Source organism: Acinetobacter sp. PK01 (assembly GCF_022819285.1).
Lineage (GTDB): Bacteria > Pseudomonadota > Gammaproteobacteria > Pseudomonadales > Moraxellaceae > Acinetobacter > Acinetobacter tandoii.
Genome location: NZ_CP094643.1, coordinates 211,285 through 236,641, shown reverse-complemented (window position 1 = coordinate 236,641; position 25,357 = coordinate 211,285). Strand labels below are relative to the sequence as shown.

12 protein-coding genes and 1 pseudogene are annotated in these 25,357 nt (G+C 40.6%); 1 reads left to right on the top strand and 12 read right to left on the bottom strand.

Annotated elements, in window-relative coordinates:
* Positions 1-18: 18 nt before the first annotated feature.
* Genes MP622_RS01060 through MP622_RS01050 form a run of 3 tightly spaced genes read right to left on the bottom strand, consistent with a single transcriptional unit; the run spans position 19 to position 4,659 of the window.
* Complete coding sequence (locus MP622_RS01060; protein ID WP_243792074.1) at positions 19-1,455, bottom strand: DHA2 family efflux MFS transporter permease subunit; 1,437 nt, start codon at positions 1,453-1,455, stop codon at positions 19-21.
* Positions 1,456-1,469: 14 nt separating this feature from the next.
* Complete coding sequence (locus tag MP622_RS01055) at positions 1,470-2,876, bottom strand: SidA/IucD/PvdA family monooxygenase (RefSeq protein WP_243792072.1); 1,407 nt, start codon at positions 2,874-2,876, stop codon at positions 1,470-1,472.
* The gene (locus MP622_RS01050; protein ID WP_243792071.1) at positions 2,869-4,659 is read right to left on the bottom strand and encodes an IucA/IucC family protein; all 1,791 of its coding nucleotides are present in this window, start codon (positions 4,657-4,659) and stop codon (positions 2,869-2,871) included. The genes MP622_RS01055 and MP622_RS01050 overlap by 8 nt, the downstream gene beginning before the upstream one ends.
* Positions 4,660-5,612: 953 nt before the next feature.
* On the opposite strand from MP622_RS01050, the gene MP622_RS01045 reads away from it, so the two are divergent.
* Positions 5,613-6,263, top strand: coding sequence for a hypothetical protein (locus MP622_RS01045; protein WP_243792069.1), 651 nt, complete (start codon positions 5,613-5,615; stop codon positions 6,261-6,263).
* A 137-nt stretch (positions 6,264-6,400) separates the two neighbouring features.
* Here MP622_RS01045 and MP622_RS01040 read toward each other — a convergent pair whose 3' ends face one another.
* From MP622_RS01040 to MP622_RS01000, 9 genes and pseudogenes are all read right to left on the bottom strand, one after another.
* Positions 6,401-7,591, bottom strand: a complete 1,191-nt coding sequence (locus tag MP622_RS01040; protein WP_243792068.1) for an HlyD family type I secretion periplasmic adaptor subunit — start codon at positions 7,589-7,591, stop codon at positions 6,401-6,403.
* Positions 7,588-9,717, bottom strand: coding sequence for a type I secretion system permease/ATPase (locus MP622_RS01035; protein WP_243792066.1), 2,130 nt, complete (start codon positions 9,715-9,717; stop codon positions 7,588-7,590). The genes MP622_RS01040 and MP622_RS01035 overlap by 4 nt, the downstream gene beginning before the upstream one ends.
* Complete coding sequence (locus MP622_RS01030; protein WP_243792064.1) at positions 9,714-11,243, bottom strand: TolC family protein; 1,530 nt, start codon at positions 11,241-11,243, stop codon at positions 9,714-9,716. Before MP622_RS01030 ends, MP622_RS01035 begins: the two co-directional genes overlap by 4 nt.
* A gap of 150 nt (positions 11,244-11,393) precedes the next feature.
* The gene (locus tag MP622_RS01025) at positions 11,394-20,213 is read right to left on the bottom strand and encodes a BapA prefix-like domain-containing protein (protein ID WP_243792062.1); all 8,820 of its coding nucleotides are present in this window, start codon (positions 20,211-20,213) and stop codon (positions 11,394-11,396) included.
* Between the two features lie 42 nt (positions 20,214-20,255).
* On the bottom strand, positions 20,256-21,107 hold the full coding sequence (locus MP622_RS01020) for an OmpA family protein (RefSeq protein ID WP_243792060.1): 852 nt from the start codon (positions 21,105-21,107) through the stop codon (positions 20,256-20,258).
* A 191-nt stretch (positions 21,108-21,298) separates the two neighbouring features.
* A complete protein-coding gene (locus tag MP622_RS01015; RefSeq protein WP_044738208.1) occupies positions 21,299-21,481 on the bottom strand; it encodes a hypothetical protein in 183 nt (60 codons plus the stop codon).
* Positions 21,482-21,883: 402 nt separating this feature from the next.
* Complete coding sequence (locus MP622_RS01010) at positions 21,884-22,648, bottom strand: DUF6502 family protein (protein ID WP_228155363.1); 765 nt, start codon at positions 22,646-22,648, stop codon at positions 21,884-21,886.
* Positions 22,649-23,383: 735 nt separating this feature from the next.
* Positions 23,384-24,267, bottom strand: a pseudogene (locus MP622_RS01005) (IS481 family transposase); the annotation flags it as partial.
* Positions 24,268-24,344: 77 nt separating this feature from the next.
* A complete protein-coding gene (locus tag MP622_RS01000) occupies positions 24,345-25,172 on the bottom strand; it encodes a hypothetical protein (RefSeq protein ID WP_044738210.1) in 828 nt (275 codons plus the stop codon).
* Positions 25,173-25,357: the final 185 nt, after the last annotated feature.

The window sequence follows — 25,357 nt, the reverse complement described above, 5'->3', positions numbered from 1 at the left end:
ATTCCTTCATATTAAATTTTAAATGTGTATATGTTGCTGTTTTTGATGTGGAAACTTCCATGCAAAAGGCAGGGCCAAGAGCGTTATGCAGGCGCAGAAGAAAAATAGCTCTTGAATGACGTGCCTTTGTACAATGGCTAATTCATGACTTTCTAAGAAATTTTGCGTGTGTATTTGCAAATAAAGTGCGGCAATGACGACTGCAATTGCAGCGCAAAGCCTACGCAATAAGTTATTTACCGCCGCACCATGTGTCACAAGTTCTGGATTGGGTAAATGATTCAGTCCTGCTGTGGTCGCAGGCATATAAGACAAGCCAAATCCCAAACCATGCATCACCATGCACAGCATTAATAAAACGATAGAGTGATTAGCTGCCAACCCTAAGCCGACAAAGGATATTGCGGTCAGCACGATACCCACAGTTAACAGCCGTTTTGCCCCATGCTGATCTAAATAGCGACCAGCACGTTTACTACACAAGCTGGTGGTTAAGGCACTACTCATGAGTAACAGCCCTGACCAAAGTGGACTTAACTGCAAACTATTTTGAATGAGTAAAGGAATCAAAAATAAGCTCAAAAATAAGCCGATGGTATGCACAACCGATAACATCAAACTGTAATTAAACTCACGACTTTGAAATAAAGACCAAGTAATAATGGCATCTGGCTTTTTTCGGCTAGCCCAAAAAAATCCAAACCCTGCAAAACCACTCAGTCCCAATAACCACCAGAACGTAGGCTGATAGACATCCTGCAATTGTTGAATGAGACTTAAGGCCAACACAAAGCAAATAATGAAAATTGACAATAATCCAAAACCAAGCCAGTCAAATTTTAAATTTTGAATAGCTTGTTGCCGAGGTAGATAAAACCACCCCACAATTAAAGCAATGATTGCCAAGGGTACATTTAATAAAAATAAGGCATGCCAACTAGACACAGCGAGCATCAAGGCACCTAACATTGGGCCACAGGCTAAGGTCAGCATAATCATTGCTCCCCATAGCCCCGTTGCGGCACCCCTCTGTTCTTTCGGCGTAACTGAAAAAATAATTCCCAATGACAAAGGAATCATCAATCCACTGGCAAATCCTTGTAAGGCTCGGACCGTTAACACTGTCTCAAATTGCGAAGCGAAAGTCCCGAACATCGAGCTCAACATAAAAAGACTTAATGCGGCTAAATACACATGACGCTTGCCCCAACGTTGGCTGAGAAAACCTGTCAGCAGCAAGCTTAGACTCATGGTCAAAAGGAAAATCACCATGACCCAACTTACTGTTGCTTCAGCAATTTGGAAATCTTGCATTAGTTGAGGAATAGCAGGATTAAAACTGCTGTTATTAATACTTACTGTACCTGTACCCAGCATCACTGAAAGCATGACGCAACGTTGCGACAGCAAAGCATCAGAAGTCGCATGAGAATCTAACTTTGACATTTCAGCCATGCCTATTCCCAGCCCTACTTCATCAAATATTCAGGATAGTGATCCGCAGCTTTTCTTGAAATCTGCGATGACATCACATCCGTACGAGCATGGGTTTTAGATATCGCACTCTTCGCAAATGGACGATCGGATTCTGGGTAGTGAAAATCCTGAAAACTTTGTCGCCCTTCGATATTGAAATAGGACTCACCCAAAATCTGATTGGCAATTTTTGCAGAACGAAAAGCCCCTAATCCTAGGTCAGGTGTACCCACGCCATGATGTCGCAAATCAGTATTCTGAATATAAATTTTGCCTTCACCGTGATAGTTCAGTTGATGGTGTTCATTGATCTCCCAATGATTTTGTCCATCTAAGGGAATATCACGACTCAACTTAGTTAAAAAATCCAACGAAGGATATTGATAACCCGTTGCCGCAATCACCATGCTGGCCTGAAGGTTCAAAACTTGCTGTTTCTGGGTTTGGAAAAATTTCAGTTGAATATTTCTTTCATTGATTATTTCTGCATTTTCAAGCTGATGATGTCCTGCAATCGTGACATGTATCTCTGCATCTCCAATGCTACGCTGATATAAGCGCTCATAAATATCACGAATGGTTTTAGCACTAATGCCTTTATATAAATTTGCCTGTGTCACAGGTATAGTATCTTTGAGTTTTTTAGGCAAGTGATAAAAATAAGACATATAGTCTGGGCTAAAACTTTCCAAACCGAGTGGGGTATTTTCCATCGGGAAAAACCCAGCCGAACGCGTCAGCCAATATAAATGAAATTGTGATTTACCCGTTTCAGGATGTATCTGCTTATCAAATAAATCTATGAATATCTCAGCGGCAGACTGACCTGAACCAATCAGGACTACATTTCCTGATAAATGATCCTTACACTGATCGATATAATTTGATGAATGTATACACTGCGGTGTTTGCTCAGCCACCCTTTGTAGGGGCTGCGGTAACTTAGGTATGGTACCTGTACCTAAGACCAACTTTTGGGTTTGTTGCACCGACAAACGACCTTTATGCTCAGTAATCACCTGAAAACCACCTGAAATAGGTGCAATGTCTGTTACGCGGCTTCCAAACTGTAGATTGCGTAATTGTTTGACCACCCACTGGCAATAGTGATTATATTCTTGCCGTGGAATATACATATTTTCCCGAAAATAAAACTTATATAAACGCTGATGTGCTTTTAAATAATTCAGAAAACTATAGGGGCTGGTCGGTTCGACTAAACTGACCAAGTCTGCCATAAAGGGAACTTGCATCATCGCATTCGGCAACTGTATGCCTGAATGCCAGTCAAACTCATGCCGCTTATCCACAAATTGATATTTGAGTGAAGCATGTTGATTGAGCAATGCAGCCAAACTTAAATTAAATGGTCCTAAACCAATACCGATAAAATCAAGCATGTTCAGTCTCCACTACAGTTTGCGCAACATACAGTGGGTTTTTTAAATTGACATAAATCGACTGTTGAGAAATATCGGCTTGTAGTTCATCTAGTTCATACAAGCGCGTCATCAAATTGCCCTTATAAGGGAATGTCGTTTGATGTAAAACTGTCTTTAACAATTGGCTTTCAGGATATTTTTGATACGCTTGAATCAAATAAGATTGTAGTTTTTCAAGCAGTTGCTGTTCTTGAACGACACCTGTTACGCCAATTGCATTAATCAAGCCAAATAAGGTATTCCCAATAAAGTAATATCGGAAACGCTCATCCACTAAAGCCTGCGGGCAAACTGCCTGACCATCTGTCGCCAAGGTCGGAAAACGTGCCAAAATTTCGTTGGCTAATTCTTGAATATAATAAAAACCTTGATTGTCTCTAAACCAAACATTTTTTGGCATTCCATCTTCAAGTTCAATCAGTGTATTTTGCTGATGAGCTTCAAATGCCATACCAAACTCTTGGTACAACTCCATCAGGGGTAAAATTGTAATTTCTAAAAAACGCTCGAACCACTGCAAAGCCACATCTGTTTGACTCAGTCCTGTCTGCTTTGAAACTTCAGCAAAAATTTGACTAAAACGATTTTTGGATTCAAACGGATGATCTTGGCACAACGAAGCGATACAGGTTACATCATCACTTTGCTTGAATGGATTTTCCCGTAGAATACAGATGGTTTCATCCAGAACTTGACCATTCACTTTTAATGCAATCCAAGCTGGATCACTGATGGTCTGTAATCGTGGATTACGTTGTCTAAAATCTGCAAGACAGTCATCATTCCATAATTGATAGCTCAATAAACCACGATGGCACTCTTTATAGAGATTCACACGAATCGAATTGGTCACAGCCACAGTCATTGAAGCCTTAAACATCCAAGGTGCTTGCTCACTATATAAAGTTCGCACGGATGTTGTGGCTTTCATTTCCCACCCCAATGCACCAAAATCAATTAATTTCCCTTCATGTAAAAGCTGTTGATACCAGTCTTTGTCTTTTAAATATCTTGCCTGCCACGGATGCAAAGGTAGCAACGCATAATTAGGATGCTGCGCCATTTTTTCATGATGATAAGTATTAAAGTATGGTGCTAAATCTTGTTTTAATTGGCTTGGAATCGATAAATTACGCGCATTATCATGAATGACATAATCTGGATGCACATATAAAAAATGCATTTTGAAAGCGGTCTGAGTTTCTGGTGAATAATGCTTCCAATCATCTTGTACAAAACCCTGACGGCTTTTAGGTGACGGATGCATACTATGTCCAAGAACAAGCGCCTGCTCACTTTGAACAAAGTTTTGCTTCGGCGCAATGACATCATCCATTTGATCTTTTCGATGAGTTAAAAACTGTTGTAATGCTCGACGGCTTTGAATCCAGCACTCCAATAAAGAAGAGGTATCTAACGCTTTTTCATTTTCTTTTAGGGTTAGATTTTCCAATAAATTGGCAGCCAAATTTACTGAACTAATTTTTAAAATTTGATGGTCTTGCTCAACCCATGGTAAATCAGCCAAACGATGCCGCCCCACTTTACTCATATATTCAAGCGGTGCATAAACATATCCAGCAATGCTATCCAAAGGAATACAGACCAAAACCTTGCCCCGACTCTGCTCACGTAAATGTTGTGATTGCTCTGCGACAGGAATTAAATATCCATTTCCTGTTTCTTGTAGATATGAATTAATTAAATGTTGTAAAGCGATCTTATCCGTAATTGATTTCATCGTTATCACTCTATCTATTAAGTAAAAATAGTGTGATGCGTAAGATATACCGATCAAACATAAATGTAAATGATAATTATTATTAATTGTATTATCGATAATTAACTCAACCCAACGAATTATGTAAAGACTCTCTCATCTCTTTGAACTTATTATGGATATTAGCCAATTGACTCTTGATTTACACAATCCCAGAACTCAAGTATGGAATCCAACCTTTGTTCAAAAATAGATCACCTCTAAAAATAAACTGTGAGCATCAGAGAACGATATTGTTTGTATTTAGACTACGTCTTTTACATTCTCCATCTGTAAGTGATGTAATAATTTTTCCTTATTTCAGCTAAAAAGATTGAGTAAAACTGCTTTGAATCGCTTCAGAAAAATAAAGTAATACAAAGACTTTAAATATTGATTTAAATAAGTTTCTACTAAAAATTTCTGCATCCAATTTTGATGGAAAGTAACTGAAGTTCAACACAAATCCCAAGCTATTCATTCAAACTTCTATTCTAATTAATAAAAAAAGACCCAAATTTCCCTTTAACCTAGTTTAGTTTGCTCAAGTATTTAGAATTGAGTTCACCCACCAACCATTAAAATTGACTAAATATCATCTAAATTATGCTATTGAGATCATTCTATATTATGGCTAGACCACATTATGTGATCGCCTTAATCGACTAAAAAGTTATGTAAGCAATAGCTGTTACTTGTACAACTTTTTTTAGAAGAATTTTTATTAAACAGAACTAATCTTATTAAAAAAAATGAAAAAATTAGTTAAAGTGCTACATATCTTATTAAAAATTAAAATTCACAGATATTTTATGACTTCACCATATATTTGTAATTTGATCAACCTTGTAAAATACTAGATAAAGGTATTAAATTAAAATCTATCGATTAATGATATAATAAAAAATATATCTTTAATAACTATCGTACAGCAAATGAAATCTCACCATAGTTTTTTTTATTTGAGTCTTATATTCTTAGTGGCTTGTGGTGAAGGTGATAATTTTTCTGTTGGAGTGAGCTTAGGTGGGTCTGGAACTGGACCAGTACCAACAGGCTCAACACCAAGACCCTCGGATGGCCAAGATCCAGAGATTGAACTTATTGAACAATATATAATCTGGTCGAATGGACAAATAGCAACTCAGTGTGGCGATGTAAAAATCACTATGCAATTACTACATAATCAAACAAAACAACCTCTTAATCATGGTGAGGCAAGTGGCGTGTTACTACCTACTCAAACTGAACCAAACAATGTTTCAATACAAGTGATTACTGAGAATTTAACTGAACACCCTATATTTGAATATTTCACAGAATGTAAATCCAACATTAAACTAGAAGATCAATTTGGGAATGAATATAAAAACACTCAAGAATATATTTGTCCAAATGACAGTCTGGTTAGAAAATATGACCCACTTCAAACTCATACTTATCAATATAATTTTTCAGTCCCTTTTGCAGAAGGACAAAGAAAAATTATCTACAAAGCTGATTTTTCAACAGAAATACAAACACCTAAAGAGCAACGATTAAATTGCAATGAATTAATCTACGAGATTAATATTGAGAAATATTAAATATTATTAAAACTTTAAAATTATCGCCTAAGATGAATAATAAAAAACATTAGAACCCTGAACTTGTGTCTTTTACAATTCATCATGTTTTTTTAATTATAGGATGATGCTCTATACTCAAAGCATCATCCTTATTACTATCTTTCTCTTAACGCTTCTTGAGCCTTATTGAATGGCTTGATTAAATAATCCAAGACCGTTTTCTCACCTGTTTTAATATCTACCGTTGCAACCATACCTGGGGTGATATTGAATTGCTGAGCTTCTTTATTAACCAACTTGTCTGAATCCGTTCGAATATAAACACGATAGTAATACTGATCTTGCTTAACTTCATCTCTTAAAGTATCAGGGGAAATAATGGAAACTTTCCCTTTCAATCCCCCATAGATTGAATAGTCATAAGCAGTAATCTTAACAAGTGCTTCTTGTCCTGGATGAATAAAAGCAATGTCTCGTGGAGAAATACGAGCTTCAACCAAAAGCTTTTCATCAAGCGGAACAATTGTCATCAACTTACCATTCTGAGAAATCACTCCACCAATAGTCATCACATCAATTTCTTTGACAATCCCACGCACAGGGGACTTAAACAAGGTTCGGCTCAAAGAATCTGACTTGCCTTTCACCACTTGAGACTGAGTTTCAATATCTGTATTTGCTTTTGCCAGTTCTTCCCGAGCTTTTACTGAATATTGGTTTCTGACATCACTCATCTGATTACGTAAATCTGTCGCCTGTCGTTTCAGTCTTAAAACCTCTACCTCACTTGCTGCACCTTTTGCAACCAATGGTTCCGTCATTTGCAACTCTTGCTCAACCAGAATCAATGCTTGTTTTAAACCAGCTAAGGATTCTTCTAAGTTAGATCGACGTGAATGGTATAGTGCTGTTTCTTCCTCTACTAAACCACGCTCTTTTAATACTTCATTTGGAAACACCAAAGGCGTCCCGTTTACTTCTGCACGCAGTCGTGCCGCAGTTGCTTTAGAAGCAAGTAATAAAGATGCAGATTCACCCACATTTGATGCAAAACGAGTTGGATCAAGCTGAGCCAAGATTTGACCTTTTTGAATGATTTCCCCTTCGTGCACATAAAGCTTCGTTAAAATTCCACCTTCCAAAGACTGTATAGTTTGCTCTTTTGAAGATGGAATCACTTTACCCGTACCTGTTGACACTTCTTCAAGTTTAAAAAGCCAAGCCCAGATCAGTAAAACGAGAAGGCCTATACAAATAATCCAAATAAACAGACTGGTTCGTGGTAAAGGTGGTTCAAATGCTTGAGGGTTTAGAGCATTTTTTTTTTCTGTAAGTTTTCTACTCATGATGCTGTACTCACTGCTTTAGCATTTGAATTGTTTAAGACTTGATTTTTAGGACCATCCATCACAATTTTTCCATCATGAACCACAATAATACGATCCACCAACTCCAGTACCGCGCGACGGTGTGTTGCAATCAACAACGTTTTGTGCCCCAACCAACCTTTCAGGTTTTCAATAAGTTGTTTTTCAGAAACATCATCGATTGCAGCTGTAGGTTCATCCAACAATAGAATATTAGGCTGACGAAGTAGTAAACGTGCTAACAGCAAAGCTTGACGTTGGCCACCAGAGAAACCCATTCCACCTTCTAAAATCTGATGGTCTAAGCCTTCTTTCTTCTCAAGTACAAAACTTAATGCTCCTGTGAGATTCAGCGCATTTAAAATCTCTTGATCAGTCGCCAATGGAGCACCTAAGGTCAAGTTTTCCCGTACAGATCCAAAAAATAAATGCGCATTTTGATTAAGCAAGCCCATATCACGACGTACGTCCATAGGATCAATCAATCGTAAATCAACCCCATCTAGTTTAACTTTTCCTTGTGTAGGCTCCTGCATTCCAGACAACAACTGTAGTAACGTTGATTTTCCGGCACCATTACGACCTAAAATTGCAATTTTCTCACCAGACTGAATTTCCAGTTTGGGAATAATCAATGTCGGTTTGGCATCATCATTACCATATTTAAAGACCGTATCTTTCAGTTCATAATGTCCAGTTAACGCAGGACGATGAATTAAATGTGCCTGTGGTGCTTGGTCTACAGGTTTCTTCATCAATTCATCCAAGCTTGTTTTGGCAACCTTGGCTTGTTGGAAACGCCCTAGAACACCCGAAATTTGTGCAATTGGCCCTAACATTCGTGATGATAAAATCGAGCAAGCAACGAGTGCACCTGTTGTCATTTCCCCTTTCATTACGGCAAAACACCCAACCAATACCACAATCGCAAAAGTTAAACCCTGAACTTTCTGTGTCCAAGCCCCAACAACTCCAACCAACTTACGCTGTTGCATAGAAATATCCGCAGCAGCTTCATTCATGTGATTCCATTGATTCTGAAAGCGAGACTCTGCACGTAATAACTTAATATCTTCTATGCCTTGAACAGCTTCCACCAGTATTGCATTCCGAATAGCACCTTCACGCATACCCTCAGATGCCAATTTCGCCAATGGTTTCTGAATCAAAATGCCGGGCACAATCATTAAAGGAACAACTAAAACCATTACCCAAAAAAGATTGCCACCGATGAGCCAGAAAATTGCTAAAAATAAAAAGAAAAAAGGGAGATCTGCAATGGCTGAAATTGTTGTAGAAGTAACTAATTCACGTACTCCCTCCAATTCACGTATTTGCGAAATAAACGTACCCGTTGATTTAGATCGCTCTTTATTTTTAATTCTTAAAGCATGACCAAATACTTTATCTGAGATTTTCAGATCGGCACGCTTGCCAATAATATCGGATAAATAAATACGTGCTACTCGCAGACAAAACTCAAATATTGCAGCAATCAGCACTCCCCCAGCCAATACCCATAAAGTCGGAACAGATTGGGCTGGAATGACTCGGTCATAAACATTCATCGAAAATAAAATTGTTGCCAATGCCAAAATATTTGCCATTAACGATGCAAACATCACATCTAGATAACGCTTCCAATCTCTGAGTACTATCGACCAAAACCAGCTTTGCTCATAAGGCTTAATATATTCATCAACACGTACATCCGAGATGGACTTTTCAGGTCGTAAAATATAGATATTGGCTGCGTTTTGTTTTAATAGCTCTACACTGAGAACTTGTGCTAACCCCTGATCACCGCTGAACTGAATATTGGCATTACCATTTATATCGAGTTTATCTAGCACCCCGACTTGACCATCTTGCATCTCTATAAGTATTGGTAAGCGCCAAGGATTCAAAACTTCTTCATTAAACTCAATTTTCCGTATGCTCATCCCTATTTGACGGCTCATTACAGTCAAAATATCATCAATTGACTGATTTGGATTCCAATCAAGTTGAAGGCGTAAGCGTTCTTCCGATGGCTCAATACGATAATGCTTTGCAATCGCTAAGACGGCTTGAAGCCATGGCTGATAATAAATAGTTTTGCTCATGGTTGAATTTCAAACCCTTGAATTGAAATATTATTTAATTGATATAAATCACGAGTACGCCCTGTGATCTTGATGTATTGAACTAAATTGTCGTAAATATCATATTTTGCAGTTTCTATTTCTTGCGCTGCACTGTGAATAGCTTGTTCTGAATTCAATAAATCAACCACAGATCGCGTACCCAATTTATATTGTTCTTGATACAGCTCTTTCGTTCGAGTTGTAGACTGCTGACGAGCAGTTAGAGTTTGAATCTGCTTTTGCTTGTTTTCTATTTCTTCACGAATTAACTGAACTTGATCCAATACATCAAGATAGACAGCATTTAATTCAGCCTTTGCTGCTTCTTCTGCATAACTTGCTGAGCGCTGCTTAGAGCGAATAGCCCCACCTTGAAAAAAATCACTGGTGGCTTCAAGCATGATTGAATTGTAAAAGCCGTCATCTTTATTGTTATTTGGATTTGTGCCATTTAATGCCTGACTTAGGCTCCCTTTTACATTAATTGTTGGATAAGCACTTAATTTAGTTTGTTCTTTTTGGAATTTTGCAACTTGTATTGCCGCCTGAGCTGCCATCATCTCAGGAACCAAATTAAATTGCGTTTGTTCATAAAGACCCGCATTTTTTACAATGGATTCAGGTATTTTAATTTGCTGATTAGAAACATCACGCCCCAACAAATTACGTAACTTTTGTTGATATTGCTTTAGCTGATTTTCTTGAACAATTTTATTAGATTCTGCTGCTTCCAAGTCTGATTGAGCTTGTACTGGATCTGCTTGGCTACTGATTCCCGCATTTGCACGTAGATTCGCAATTTCCGCAATACGAGCTATTCCTTTAATTTGCTGATCGGCAATCCTTACAATCTCTTGATATCGCTTAATATTTACAATCGCATTTGCCGTCTGGTAAGCAATATCATCTATATTGACCAAAGCATTTGCTTGTTCTTGTAAAAGTTTCGCTTTTTCAATATCCACTGAACTTTTAATTTTTCCAAAATCATAGAGCATTTGTGTTGCCGAAAGTGTATAAAGCTGTCGACCACGCTCACCCGTAGTTAAATCGGCTGTGGTGATTCCACCTGAAACCTGCGGAAAATATTCGGCTTTTGCTGCATCAATATTTGCTCCCTGTCCTGCTATCATCGCAATACTTTGAGTAATCTCTGGACGATGGCGTAGCGCCTGATGCACAGCTTCCACAAAACTTATTTCTTGGTTTCCCTCTAACCAAATTTCATTTGAAGCAATTGTCTTTGTTTGTTGATTAACCTGATTTTTAGATGATGTCACTAGAGGAAGATCTTCACGCATGGATGTGCTTGCAAGGTCGAATTCACTCAGCTTTCCAATGTTTACTTTGTAAAAAGAATCATTCGACTCTTTGCCAAGTATTTGGTGTATTTCATCTTTTTTATGACTTAAATAATCATAAAAAGTGTCTGCTTTTACTGGCGTGACTAGAACGAAGAATGGAGATACTAAAATCCAGCCTAATCTCGATTTAATGGGAGTCATTTTTAAACATCTAAATAGAATCAATTACTTATAAATTGAAAAAGTTGATCTCATATTTGCAATTACGGTTCATCTTTATTGCAGAATTAAACAAAAAATAAAGATTAAAAAACGGCTATAGATCCGAAGATCTATAACCGTTTTATTTAGTTAGCCAATGACAAGCTGATTATTATCAATTAAATCCTGCAAGCTTAAACCTGCTTGATTTTCAACGATTAATAAATCAGACATCGTATGAGTTACAGCGCTACCATCACGATCTACCTGAATAACCGCATTGCCATTTCCGTCAGTTACGACAGTAATATAGTCACCTATATTACTTTTATCTGCCAATAAACCATCGAAGAAATCCGCAGCAAATTCAATTTTATCGTTAGCTTCGTAATCAACCCAAGTGTCTGTGCCATTTCCACCTTTTGCATCCGCAGCATTGAGCACATCATACATAATGGTGTCATCACCTCGTCCAGTTGAGATAATGTCATTGCCTGAACCACCATAAATAATGTCATTTCCAGCACCAGCAATAATAATGTCATCACCTGAACCACCATAGATGGTGTCATTACCACCTTTTGTTGCTGGATCAGCAGCATCAGCAGCAATAAAGTCTCGATAATTAGCTTTTACAAAATCATAGATTTGTTGTTGTGTTGGTTCTGCTCCACCTGTTTCAGTCGCTTTTAAATGTGCAATTAGTTTCGAATAACCTGAATACTTTGGATATAAAAGTGGATCTAATCCAGTAATCCAATTCGTGTTCATTGAATCACCGAAAAGTATATCTTCACCTTCCCCACCCTTCACAACATCGTTTCCAACGTCAGCAGGGATAAAGTTTTCAGATCCACCAATCAGGTAAGCAATAAGTTTATCGGCATCTCCTAATTTCTGCGCATTTCCATGATTTGTTGGAGACCAATTATCAACCTTATTACCATTCGCATCTGTATTGTCATAACGTTCAACCCAATTTAGGGAAACATCAAGCCCAACGCCTACAGCAAAGACTTTACTATTGGCTGCAAGATTTGCAAAAGTAGTATCGCGAGATGGTAAATTCGTATATGTCGGATCTCCATCTGTTAAATAATAAATCTGATTCTCGTAACCATTAGTTTTGCTATTCAACCAGCCTTGAACATCCGTAAATGCTTTTTCAGGTTGTGTATTTCCTGCCGTTACAATACTACTTATCGTACTATTAATAGAACTTATAGTCCCATTGCTTACCACAACATCTTGTATCACAGCTGTAGCATCTGATCCAAAAGTTGTAATTCTTAAATTAATTACTCCATCATGTTGCGCCATTTGATCAACAAATGCTTGTAATGCTGTCTTTGCAACTTCAAGACGAGTTTGTCCGTTCGTCATGGTTGCACCCATACTTCCAGATATATCAAGAATTATTGATATATTATAATTATGTCCTATCTCGAAATTAGTTTTTAAGCCACCAATATCACCAGCTAGAACGTCATTACCCGAAGTACCTGTTACAGTATTATTACCATTATTTACCTCTGTTTTTGAATCAGCTTTAACGACTGCCTCTAATTGATCATTATCCTGATGTAACATTCCATTTCGATCATCTACTTTTGCAATAACTTCAGTAGCATTACCTTCTGCAGAATTAAGAGTGTAACTATAATTGCCATCAGCATCTGTTAGCACTGTTTTAGTGAATTTAAGAGTTTCACCATTTTCATCAATACTTGTAATTTCCAATGTCACATTACTATTAGGTTCAACATCTACTGTGGAACCCTTAATTAATGTACTGTCGGTATCAACGATATCTACGGTAATTGCACCCGCCACCAGATCAAGACCTGTGTCTTCTGGAGTACTTGGATCATTGTCGTTGTTACCTTGCGCAGCAATGCTATCAGTCGCTGGACCAACAGCTTGACCATTGCGGTCTGTGGTCGTTGCCACAACCGTCACACTTGAACCATCCACAATGCCATCGGCTGGCGTCAAGGCACTGTTGTAGTGGCCTGAAGCATCCGTGGTCACGGTTTTGTTCACGGTTACTGGATTGCCGTTGGCATCTTTACCGGTGATGGTCAATACAACATTGCTACCTGGCGCGACATCGGTGGTGGTCCCCGTGATCACACCGCTTTCTACGATATCTACGGTAATTGCACCCGTCACCAGATCAAGACCTGTGTCTTCTGGAGTACTTGGATCGTTGTCGTTGTTACCTTGCGCAGCAATGCTATCGGTCGCTGGACCAACAGCATGACCATTGCGGTCTGTGGTCTTCGCCACAACCGTCACACTTGAACCATCCACAATGCCATCAGCTGGCGTCAAGGCACTGTTGTAGTGGCCTGAAGCATCCGTGGTCACGGTTTTGTTCACCGTTACTGGATTGCCGTTGGCATCTTTACCAGTGATGGTCAACACAACGTTGCTACCTGGCGCGACATCGGTGGTGGTCCCCGTGATCACACCGCTTTCTACGATATCTACGGTAATTGCACCCGTCACCAGATCAAGACCTGTGTCTTCTGGATGAGTTTCCCCTTGCGCAGCAATGCTGTCGGTCGCTGGACCAACAGCTTGACCATTGCGGTCTGTGGTCGTTGCCACAACCGTCACACTTGAACCATCCACAATGCCATCGGCTGGCGTCAAGGCACTGTTGTAGTGGCCTGAAGCATCCGTGGTCACGGTCTTCGTGACTGTAACGTTGTTACCGTTGGCATCTTTACCGCTGATGGTCAACACAACGTTGCTACCTGAGGCGACATCGGTGGTGGTTCCCGTGATCACACCGCTTTCTACGATATCTACGGTAATTGCACCCGTCACCAGATCAAGACCTGTGTCTTCTGGAGTACTTGGATCGTTGTCATTGTTACCTTGCGCAGCAATGCTATCTGTCGCTGGACCAACAGCTTGACCATTACGATCGGTAGTATTCGCAATGACTGTGACCGCTGAACCATCCACAATGCCATCGGCTGGCGTCAAGGCACTGTTGTAGTGGCCTGAAGCATCCGTGGTCACGGTCTTCGTGACTGTAACGTTGTTACCGTTGGCATCTTTACCAGTGATGGTCAACACAACGTTGCTACCTGGAGCAACATCGGTGGTGGTCCCCGTGATCACACCGCTTTCTACGATATCTACGGTAATAGCACCTGCCACCAGATCAAGACCTGTGTCTTCTGGCGTGTCTGGATTGTTGTCGTTGTTACCTTGTGCGGCAATGCTGTCGGTCGCTGGACCAACAGCTTGACCATTACGATCGGTAGTATTCGCAATGACTGTGACCGCTGAACCATCCACAATGCCATCGGCTGGCGTCAAGGCACTGTTGTAGTGGCCTGAAGCATCCGTGGTCACGGTTTTACTCACGGTTACTGGATTGCCGTTGGCATCTTTACCGGTGATGGTCAATACAACGTTGCTACCTGGAGCAACATCGGTGGTGGTCCCCGTGATCACACCGCTTTCTACGATATCTACGGTGATAGCACCTGCCACCAGATCAAGACCTGTGTCTTCTGGCGTGTCTGGATTGTTGTCGTTGTTACCTTGTGCAGCAATGCTGTCGGTCGCTGGGCCAACAGCTTGACCATTACGATCGGTAGTATTCGCAATGACTGTGACCGCTGAACCATCCACAATGCCATCGGCTGGCGTCAAGGCACTGTTGTAGTGGCCTGAAGCATCCGTGGTCACGGTCTTCGTGACTGTAACGTTGTTACCGTTGGCATCTTTACCGCTGATGGTCAACACAACGTTGCTACCTGAGGCGACATCGGTGGTGGTTCCCGTGATCACACCGCTTTCTACGATATCTACGGTAATTGCACCCGTCACCAGATCAAGACCTGTGTCTTCTGGATGAGTTTCCCCTTGCGCAGCAATGCTGTCGGTCGCTGGACCAACAGCTTGACCATTGCGGTCTGTGGTCTTCGCCACAACCGTCACACTTGAACCATCCACAATGCCATCGGCTGGCGTCAAGGCACTGTTGTAGTGGCCTGAAGCATCCGTGGTCACGGTCTTCGTGACTGTAACGTTGTTACCGTTGGCATCTTTACCAGTGATGGTCAACACAACGTTGCTACCTGGAGCAACATCGGTGGTGGCCCCCGTGATCACACCGCTTTCTACGATATCTACGGTGATAGCACCTGCCACCAGATCAAGACCTGTGTCTTCTGGCGTGTCTGGATCGTTGTCGTTGTTACCTTGTGCAGCAATGCTATCTGTCGCTGGACCAACAGCTTGACCATTACGATCGGTAGTATTCGCAATGACTGTGACCGCTGAACCATCCACAATGCCATCGGCTGGCGTCAAGGCACTGTTGTAGTGGCCTGAAGCATCCGTGGTCACGGTCTTCGTGACTGTAACGTTGTTACCGTTGGCATCTTTACCAGTGATGGTCAACACAACGTTGCTACCTGGAGCAACATCGGTGGTGGTCCCCGTGATCACACCGCTTTCTACGATATCTACGGTGATAGCACCTGCCACCAGATCAAGACCTGTGTCTTCTGGCGTGTCTGGATTGTTGTCGTTGTTACCTTGCGCAGCAATGCTGTCTGTCGCTGGACCAACAGCTTGACCATTGCGGTCTGTGGTCGTTGCTACAACCGTCACACTTGAACCATCCACAATGCCATCGGCTGGCGTCAAGGCACTGTTGTAGTGGCCTGAAGCATCCGTGGTCACGGTTTTACTCACGGTTACTGGATTGCCGTTGGCATCTTTACCGGTGATGGTCAATACAACGTTGCTACCTGGAGCAACATCGGTGGTGGTCCCCGTGATCACACCGCTTTCTACGATATCTACGGTGATAGCACCTGCCACCAGATCAAGACCTGTGTCTTCTGGCGTGTCTGGATCGTTGTCGTTGTTACCTTGTGCAGCAATGCTATCTGTCGCTGGACCAACAGCTTGACCATTACGATCGGTAGTATTCGCAATGACTGTGACCGCTGAACCATCCACAATGCCATCGGCTGGCGTCAAGGCACTGTTGTAGTGGCCTGAAGCATCCGTGGTCACGGTCTTCGTGACTGTAACGTTGTTACCGTTGGCATCTTTACCAGTGATGGTCAACACAACGTTGCTACCTGGAGCAACATCGGTGGTGGTCCCCGTGATCACACCGCTTTCTACGATATCTACGGTGATAGCACCTGCCACCAGATCAAGACCTGTGTCTTCTGGCGTGTCTGGATTGTTGTCGTTGTTACCTTGCGCAGCAATGCTGTCTGTCGCTGGACCAACAGCTTGACCATTACGGTCTGTGGTCGTTGCTACAACCGTCACACTTGAACCATCCACAATGCCATCGGCTGGCGTCAAGGCACTGTTGTAGTGGCCTGAAGCATCCGTGGTCACGGTCTTCGTGACTGTAACGTTGTTACCGTTGGCATCTTTACCGCTGATGGTCAACACAACGTTGCTACCTGAGGCGACATCGGTGGTGGTTCCCGTGATCACACCGCTTTCTACGATATCTACGGTAATTGCACCCGTCACCAGATCAAGACCTGTGTCTTCTGGAGTACTTGGATCGTTGTCGTTGTTACCTTGCGCAGCAATGCTATCTGTCGCTGGACCAACAGCTTGACCATTACGATCGGTAGTATTCGCAATGACTGTGACCGCTGAACCATCCACAATGCCATCGGCTGGCGTCAAGGCACTGTTGTAGTGGCCTGAAGCATCCGTGGTCACGGTCTTCGTGACTGTAACGTTGTTACCGTTGGCATCTTTACCAGTGATGGTCAATACAACGTTGCTACCTGGCGCAACATCGGTGGTGGTCCCCGTGATCACACCGCTTTCTACGATATCTACGGTAATAGCACCTGCCACCAGATCAAGACCTGTGTCTTCTGGCGTGTCTGGATTGTTGTCGTTGTTACCTTGTGCGGCAATGCTGTCGGTCGCTGGACCAACAGCTTGACCATTGCGGTCTGTGGTCGTTACTACAACCGTCACACTTGAACCATCCACAATGCCATCGGCTGGCGTCAAGGCACTGTTGTAGTGGCCTGAAGCATCCGTGGTCACGGTTTTACTCACGGTTACTGGATTGCCGTTGGCATCTTTACCGGTGATGGTCAATACAACGTTGCTACCTGGAGCAACATCGGTGGTGGTCCCCGTGATCACACCGCTTTCTACGATATCTACGGTGATAGCACCTGCCACCAGATCAAGACCTGTGTCTTCTGGCGTGTCTGGATCGTTGTCGTTGTTACCTTGTGCAGCAATGCTGTCGGTCGCTGGGCCAACAGCTTGACCATTACGATCGGTAGTATTCGCAATGACTGTGACCGCTGAACCATCCACAATGCCATCGGCTGGCGTCAAGGCACTGTTGTAGTGGCCTGAAGCATCCGTGGTCACGGTCTTCGTGACTGTAACGTTGTTACCGTTGGCATCTTTACCGCTGATGGTCAACACAACGTTGCTACCTGAGGCGACATCGGTGGTGGTTCCCGTGATCACACCGCTTTCTACGATATCTACGGTAATTGCACCCGTCACCAGATCAAGACCTGTGTCTTCTGGAGTACTTGGATCGTTGTCATTGTTACCTTGCGCAGCAATGCTATCTGTCGCTGGACCAACAGCTTGACCATTACGATCGGTAGTATTCGCAATGACTGTGACCGCTGAACCATCCACAATGCCATCGGCTGGCGTCAAGGCACTGTTGTAGTGGCCTGAAGCATCCGTGGTCACGGTCTTCGTGACTGTAACGTTGTTACCGTTGGCATCTTTACCAGTGATGGTCAACACAACGTTGCTACCTGGAGCAACATCGGTGGTGGTCCCCGTGATCACACCGCTTTCTACGATATCTACGGTAATAGCACCTGCCACCAGATCAAGACCTGTGTCTTCTGGCGTGTCTGGATTGTTGTCGTTGTTACCTTGTGCGGCAATGCTGTCGGTCGCTGGACCAACAGCTTGACCATTACGATCGGTAGTATTCGCAATGACTGTGACCGCTGAACCATCCACAATGCCATCGGCTGGCGTCAAGGCACTGTTGTAGTGGCCTGAAGCATCCGTGGTCACGGTTTTACTCACGGTTACTGGATTGCCGTTGGCATCTTTACCGGTGATGGTCAATACAACGTTGCTACCTGGAGCAACATCGGTGGTGGTCCCCGTGATCACACCGCTTTCTACGATATCTACGGTGATAGCACCTGCCACCAGATCAAGACCTGTGTCTTCTGGCGTGTCTGGATTGTTGTCGTTGTTACCTTGTGCAGCAATGCTGTCGGTCGCTGGGCCAACAGCTTGACCATTACGATCGGTAGTATTCGCAATGACTGTGACCGCTGAACCATCCACAATGCCATCGGCTGGCGTCAAGGCACTGTTGTAGTGGCCTGAAGCATCCGTGGTCACGGTCTTCGTGACTGTAACGTTGTTACCGTTGGCATCTTTACCGCTGATGGTCAACACAACGTTGCTACCTGAGGCGACATCGGTGGTGGTTCCCGTGATCACACCGCTTTCTACGATATCTACGGTAATTGCACCCGTCACCAGATCAAGACCTGTGTCTTCTGGATGAGTTTCCCCTTGCGCAGCAATGCTGTCGGTCGCTGGACCAACAGCTTGACCATTGCGGTCTGTGGTCTTCGCCACAACCGTCACACTTGAACCATCCACAATGCCATCGGCTGGCGTCAAGGCACTGTTGTAGTGGCCTGAAGCATCCGTGGTCACGGTCTTCGTGACTGTAACGTTGTTACCGTTGGCATCTTTACCAGTGATGGTCAACACAACGTTGCTACCTGGAGCAACATCGGTGGTGGCCCCCGTGATCACACCGCTTTCTACGATATCTACGGTGATAGCACCTGCCACCAGATCAAGACCTGTGTCTTCTGGCGTGTCTGGATCGTTGTCGTTGTTACCTTGTGCAGCAATGCTATCTGTCGCTGGACCAACAGCTTGACCATTACGATCGGTAGTATTCGCAATGACTGTGACCGCTGAACCATCCACAATGCCATCGGCTGGCGTCAAGGCACTGTTGTAGTGGCCTGAAGCATCCGTGGTCACGGTTTTACTCACGGTTACTGGATTGCCGTTGGCATCTTTACCGGTGATGGTCAATACAACGTTGCTACCTGGAGCAACATCGGTGGTGGTCCCCGTGATCACACCGCTTTCTACGATATCTACGGTAATTGCACTATCAACGCGATCTAAACCACCTTGATCTGGGGTACCCGGATTATTGTCATGATCTGTCTTTTCAAGACTATCCTCTGCTTTTACCGTATTACCATTACGATCAATAACTTCAGATTTTACTTTAAGCTCACCATCTGCAAAGTCCGGTGGCACGTCTGTTGTATAACTCCCATCTTTATCTACCTTAACAGTTTCTTCATGAGTAATTAACTTGCCATCTTTGTCTTGCCCCGTAATAGTAATCTTGACCTCAGTCCCTTCAGGTACATTCTCTGTTTGACCTGTGATAGCACCGTTTGTTTCTACTCCAATTTTGTTTGTACCGTTAGGAATGTTCTCTTTTTTATCATCATCATTTGTAGCAGCAATTACACCACCTATAACTCCAGCACCAACTAGCCATGGCAAGAGTCCTATGAGCTTACTACCAGCTTCTGGTAATAAAACTTCTAAACCGGGAATATGATTAAAACCCGAAGCCCCATCAAACCAATAGAGAACACATCCATCTTCTTCAAAAACCAAGTCAGAAGAAACGTCGTCATATGTTATAAAAAAACCTTCTATAACAATAGTTTCTCCATTTTTAAGCTTAAGTACTAAATTATTTCCATCGCGTACAAACTCAGCTACATCATCGCGGCTCATTTTAGTATGAACAATAGATGCTTCATTTAAGCTAATATGTGCTGTATCAATCGTTGCTTTATTTAAAGAATCTTTTTCTATTACAATAAACTTAGTCATGCTTCACCTAAAATTATATTTACTTATATTCTAATGATTCAATTACTTAGTAATGCCTGTGATTTCCACACTCACACGACGGTCTGGCTGTAAACAAGTTTTTAGCTCTTCACGTTGTTTTACATCAAAACAACCATTCGTGACGGGTTGGTGTTTACCAGCGCTCTCTGCCGAAATAATATTTCCAGCTACACCGTTTTGAACTAACAAATTCCGTACGGTATTTGCCCGATTTTGACCTAATTGCAAGTTATAACTATCACTACCCAAACGGTCTGTATGACCTTTCAACTTAATTTGACTCACAGAAACAAAATTATTTGAAATTTGAGAAGCTACGTTTAAAACTTCTTGGCGACCTTTCGGAAGTAAGTCATTTAAAGAAGAACCGTTAAATTTAAATAAAGTGTCAGCAGCTAAATCTAGAGTTAATGTTTTTTCAGTGATGCTTTTAGCTGCTTTTGCTGGTGTTTTACAAACCAGAGGAGTTCCATTATTTGAAATAAATGGTTTTCCAACATTGTCTACCGACAACACAAATTCATTACTACTCAACTGACCAACAGCCAAATCGACATCACAACTTTGACATGATGCTTCTGTGCAATTCTTAACCTTAAAATTATAAGATTCTGATTTTAATTGGTAATTAGCTGAATTATTTATATAAAAATTTCCAGCTTTGACGCTATCTATATAAAACTCAATTGGGCAGTTTTGAGACTTCTCAGTATCTTCAGCACATAACACCCCGTCTCTTTTTACAATTACCGTTTGATTATTTTCTGCTTTTTTATCTTGAAAACGTAAATCTGATGGATGTGTATAGTGATTTGATACACAAGCCGTTAACCCCAGCGATATCGAAGTTATCCATAATGAAAATTTGTACATTAACAACCCTCCACAACACCTAAACAATGAACATAAGAATTCTTAAATTATGTGAAACAATTCACACTATTGTCGGTTTTAACATATTTTAATTAAAAAATGTGCAAATTGCACATTTTTTTCATCATATATTAGCTGCTTGATATTGTTGTTTTAGAAATTCTTCATAATTGGAATCAAACGTTACGCTATTAAAGTTTTCGACTCTTAGAGGAATCAGTTATTAGTTCGGATTTTTCTGGTTTTTGATCTTTATCCGTTTCTGTTCCCGTTCCCGTACCAGTTCCCCCTAATCCAGCACCACCACTTGTGAGTTTAAATGATTGTTTTTTTTTCAAAAAGACTAGGAATTTATAGATTTTTAAACTCAACATTTTTCCCCCACCCAGGGCACTTAAAGCAGTTGAACCACTTTTAATGCTATAGCTCTAATTATAAAATGTGCATTTTACACATTTTATAATAAACAACAAACAAGCTTCTTCCGATTGTTAAATAAGTAAATGCTATAGAAAGTAAAATTATCAATTTGAGGGTTTATCTGCCGTAGCTTAGAAACTTTTCCATTTCAAATTTTTAAGGTAATAAAATGCAGTATTTTATTTTTATACAGATAAGAAATTTATGAATAAATTGGAATAAAAAGTCAGATATGTATATCAAGTCCAAGAAGTTCCTGAATCAAAAACAATACAGATTCTCAATAAACAATTGATATTAAAATATAAATTTAGAAGGAATAGCCTTTATAGCTTAAATAATTTATGTGCGTTACTTTAAAGCTCATTTATCGAAGAATCTTTTTCATCATATTGGTAAATACCAACCCGAAATCGATGATTTGCATTTAATCTTCCTTCATCTATTTTGCAACGCTGAATAGCTTCCGCTAGGATAGATTTAGAAAATTTTTCCCATAATTCCGCAGTCTTTTCTTTGAGGTAATCAATAGATTCCTCAGATAATTCATTTGCAAAAAGAGCTTGCTCTAAAAAGAGATTGTTATGCTGTGTTAAGTTATTCACCCCCGCTGCAATATGATCTGCCACATTTTCAGCAAAAATTTGTTTGGTAGCATTCGCTTCTGGTAGAGGAGTAAAACTTTCTTGATGTAAAATCACATTTCCATTCGCCTCGCTCACTAAGCCAAGCCTTTTCAATTCTGACAAAATTGAACGTGGATGTTTCTCAGTAGATATTTGTCTAACTAAATACTCGAAACTATTTTCAGCACCCACAATACTCAATACTTTAGGTAACTTTTTATATACCCACAAACCAATTACCCGAGCAGGAACACTTATAGGCAACGTATCCGTAAAGCTTTGAATAACCTTATGATGCCCACCATTTTCTATACGAAAACTGCTTACATCACGTCTATTCAGCCCAGCTAACAAACTAATAGACGAGTCCGTTTTTTTTTGATCTAAAAAATCAAGTTCTTTTATTGATTCATTATAGAAAAGTACCCGTAAAGAAGCAGAAAATTCTGCATGACCCACACCTGATTTCACCAACCAATGAACAAGCTCAGACATAACTTTAAGAGAATACTCTAAAGTTGACTCTGTGTTCTGTGGCAAATAACCTGCTAATTTAGTTTCGTCTAAATTATGGTCTTCAAAGGCATTTTTTGTCATATACCACTATTTATTTACAAACAATTAAACATAAAAATCAAAATGATGATAACAAAACCGTCCCTGAGTAGAAAATAATTTTAATATTTTCATTATTAAACATTGACTTATTTCACATTTCTATGTAAATGAGACGTATTTATAATATAATTTTATTCCAAGAAGTTTAAGAACCTATGTTTTTTCATCGCATGTCTTTTATGGTGACTTTTCACTGACTCAAACTATACACGCCCCCATTCATAGCAACAAGCTATAAGCTCATTCATATACAGGCATAAAAAAGGCTTAAACCCATACAGTTTAAGCCTTTCTACTTTATATCACTTTAAAATCTTGTTCAAATCCTATGTTCGGATTTGAAATGGTGTACTGATCTTAATATGTACAATCTCAACATAAAGTCAATATATTATAAGATCTCTTTCATAAATCAAAAAATGATCCTTTTTTTGATTGATATTTATACCGTATATTTCAGAGCTATCGTGCATAATCTTCAGATAAAATATATCGATTCAAAGAAGCTTTTCGAAACTGTGTGATTCATAGAGATCGTTTTCAATCTAGCGATCTCTAAAAATCCATCTTATAATTGGCATGTTGAATTCGTTCATTTGATGGGTCTTATTACTTTTGGACTTCATCTGAGAAAAGAGTTTCTTCACTTAATTCCAAAGTACCTTTCCATCGGTGTTTTACCTTTCAAAGCTGAATGCGGCCTCATCCAGTTATAGTAATTCTGCCATTCTGCTAGTTTGTCTTGGATATCTTCAGAATTTATATCTATGGTTGCGTAGAACTCAGATTTATCGGTCTTTTGTGAATGCTCTACCTTCCCATTTAAATGAGGAGAGTTTGGTTTATTTGACCTAAATTTGATTCCATGTTGCATCAATTTTTTTGTACTTTTTCAGCAAAAATTTCCCGCCCACGGTCGGTCTGTATTCGTGGTATAGGGAAAGGCATTTCTTCAATTACACAGTCTAAAAAGTCGAGAGTATTCGCTGCTGTTCGACGTTTATATATCCTTAAAACACGATATTGTGTGCAGTTATCAATCGATGTGTACTGATAGACAGACCCAATTTACAGGTATCCATTTGAATTTTATCACCTAGTAGAGGGCGTCCATAACGAATGAAATCAACTTTATGACGGAGTTTTTTTAATCGATTTGAATTGATGGGTGGATAACACTTTATGAATAGTCGCTAAGGACAGCGAAACTCCATGCAGTCTCATCAATTCTATTTGCAAACGTCGCCCCCCAGATTTCAAGCCGAGTACATTTCCAATATTAATACTTCTAGCTCAGCATTGACTTTAGTATTTTGAGATTTTAACGAACGTTTTTTCTGACTACTTAATCCATCAATACCTTGCTCAGAATATCGTTTCCACCACTTGCGTAACGTTAGTCTAGAAATACCACATCTCCGACAGACTAGACCAGCATCATTGGTTTCTTCAAATAACTCACCCCATAAGAATCGTTGTTGTATTTCTTTGTTCAAAGACACCAATTATGTTGAAAGGATGTCTATGAATCACACAAATGATCTCTAAGAGTTTTATGTCTTCTGAAATTTAACTAAAGTTCATCACCTAAGCCAAACCCACCAAAAATAGGACTTTCATCAGACCCACTTTGTGATGAGTCATCAGTATTAGAGTTTTGCGATCCAGTATTAACACTTGCTGTTCCTGAATCTTTATCAGGTGGAGCCCCATCCATTGACGATGGATATGGATCTACAACCAACTGTGTACTTAACGTTTCACACTGATTTCGTTGTACTGAATCTGAATAAAAAGCGGTTGAATATTCTGCATGATAACTTGCCGTCCATGTCTGTAAAATATTCGGTAAATTAAAAGCATAATAATATGTTCTTTCCTCATTAGGCTGATATACATTTACCGTTTCATCATTGAGACAATAATCGCTTTGTGTGGTTTTTACTGTTTTACTACCACTTAGCTGAAAAGCAGCCTTACAACTATCGATATATTCATAGACTCGTGTTGGTAATGTATTTTTTATAGTCACTCGTAATTTAAATTTGATTGGCGGTAAGGTTTTGCTATTCACCCCAAACAAATCTTGCCTATCACCAGCAAAAACAGGGGTTTCGTTATAGTGTTCTATAAACTGTATCGTTCTTTCAACCCCATAACAGTTTTGCACCACAGGATCTGGATAAGCAACAGCATATTCTGCATCATCTTCCATTCTATCTGGTTCAACATCTGGTCGAGGATTTGGAGTGGGGTTTGGAGTTCCGATCGGAATTCCACTACCAGTCCCAGTTCCCCCCAGACTCACTCCAACACTAACATTTCCATTTTCATCTACGCATCCTGATAAAGCTAAAGTACCCATGAGGATAAGGTGGAATCTTAATTGTGATTGCAACATAAAATTAACTCATATTTACTTTAGATTAATCAAAATCCATACAGAACCATAAAATACTTTTTTAGTCTTAACAAACCCGTAAATCGTAAAAAGGAGCTTTCATTTTCAATAATTAGTAATGATTAGAAAAAGCCCTTTTACCGTTTATAAAAGATTATCTCAACTATTTTTTCACTTAGCTATAA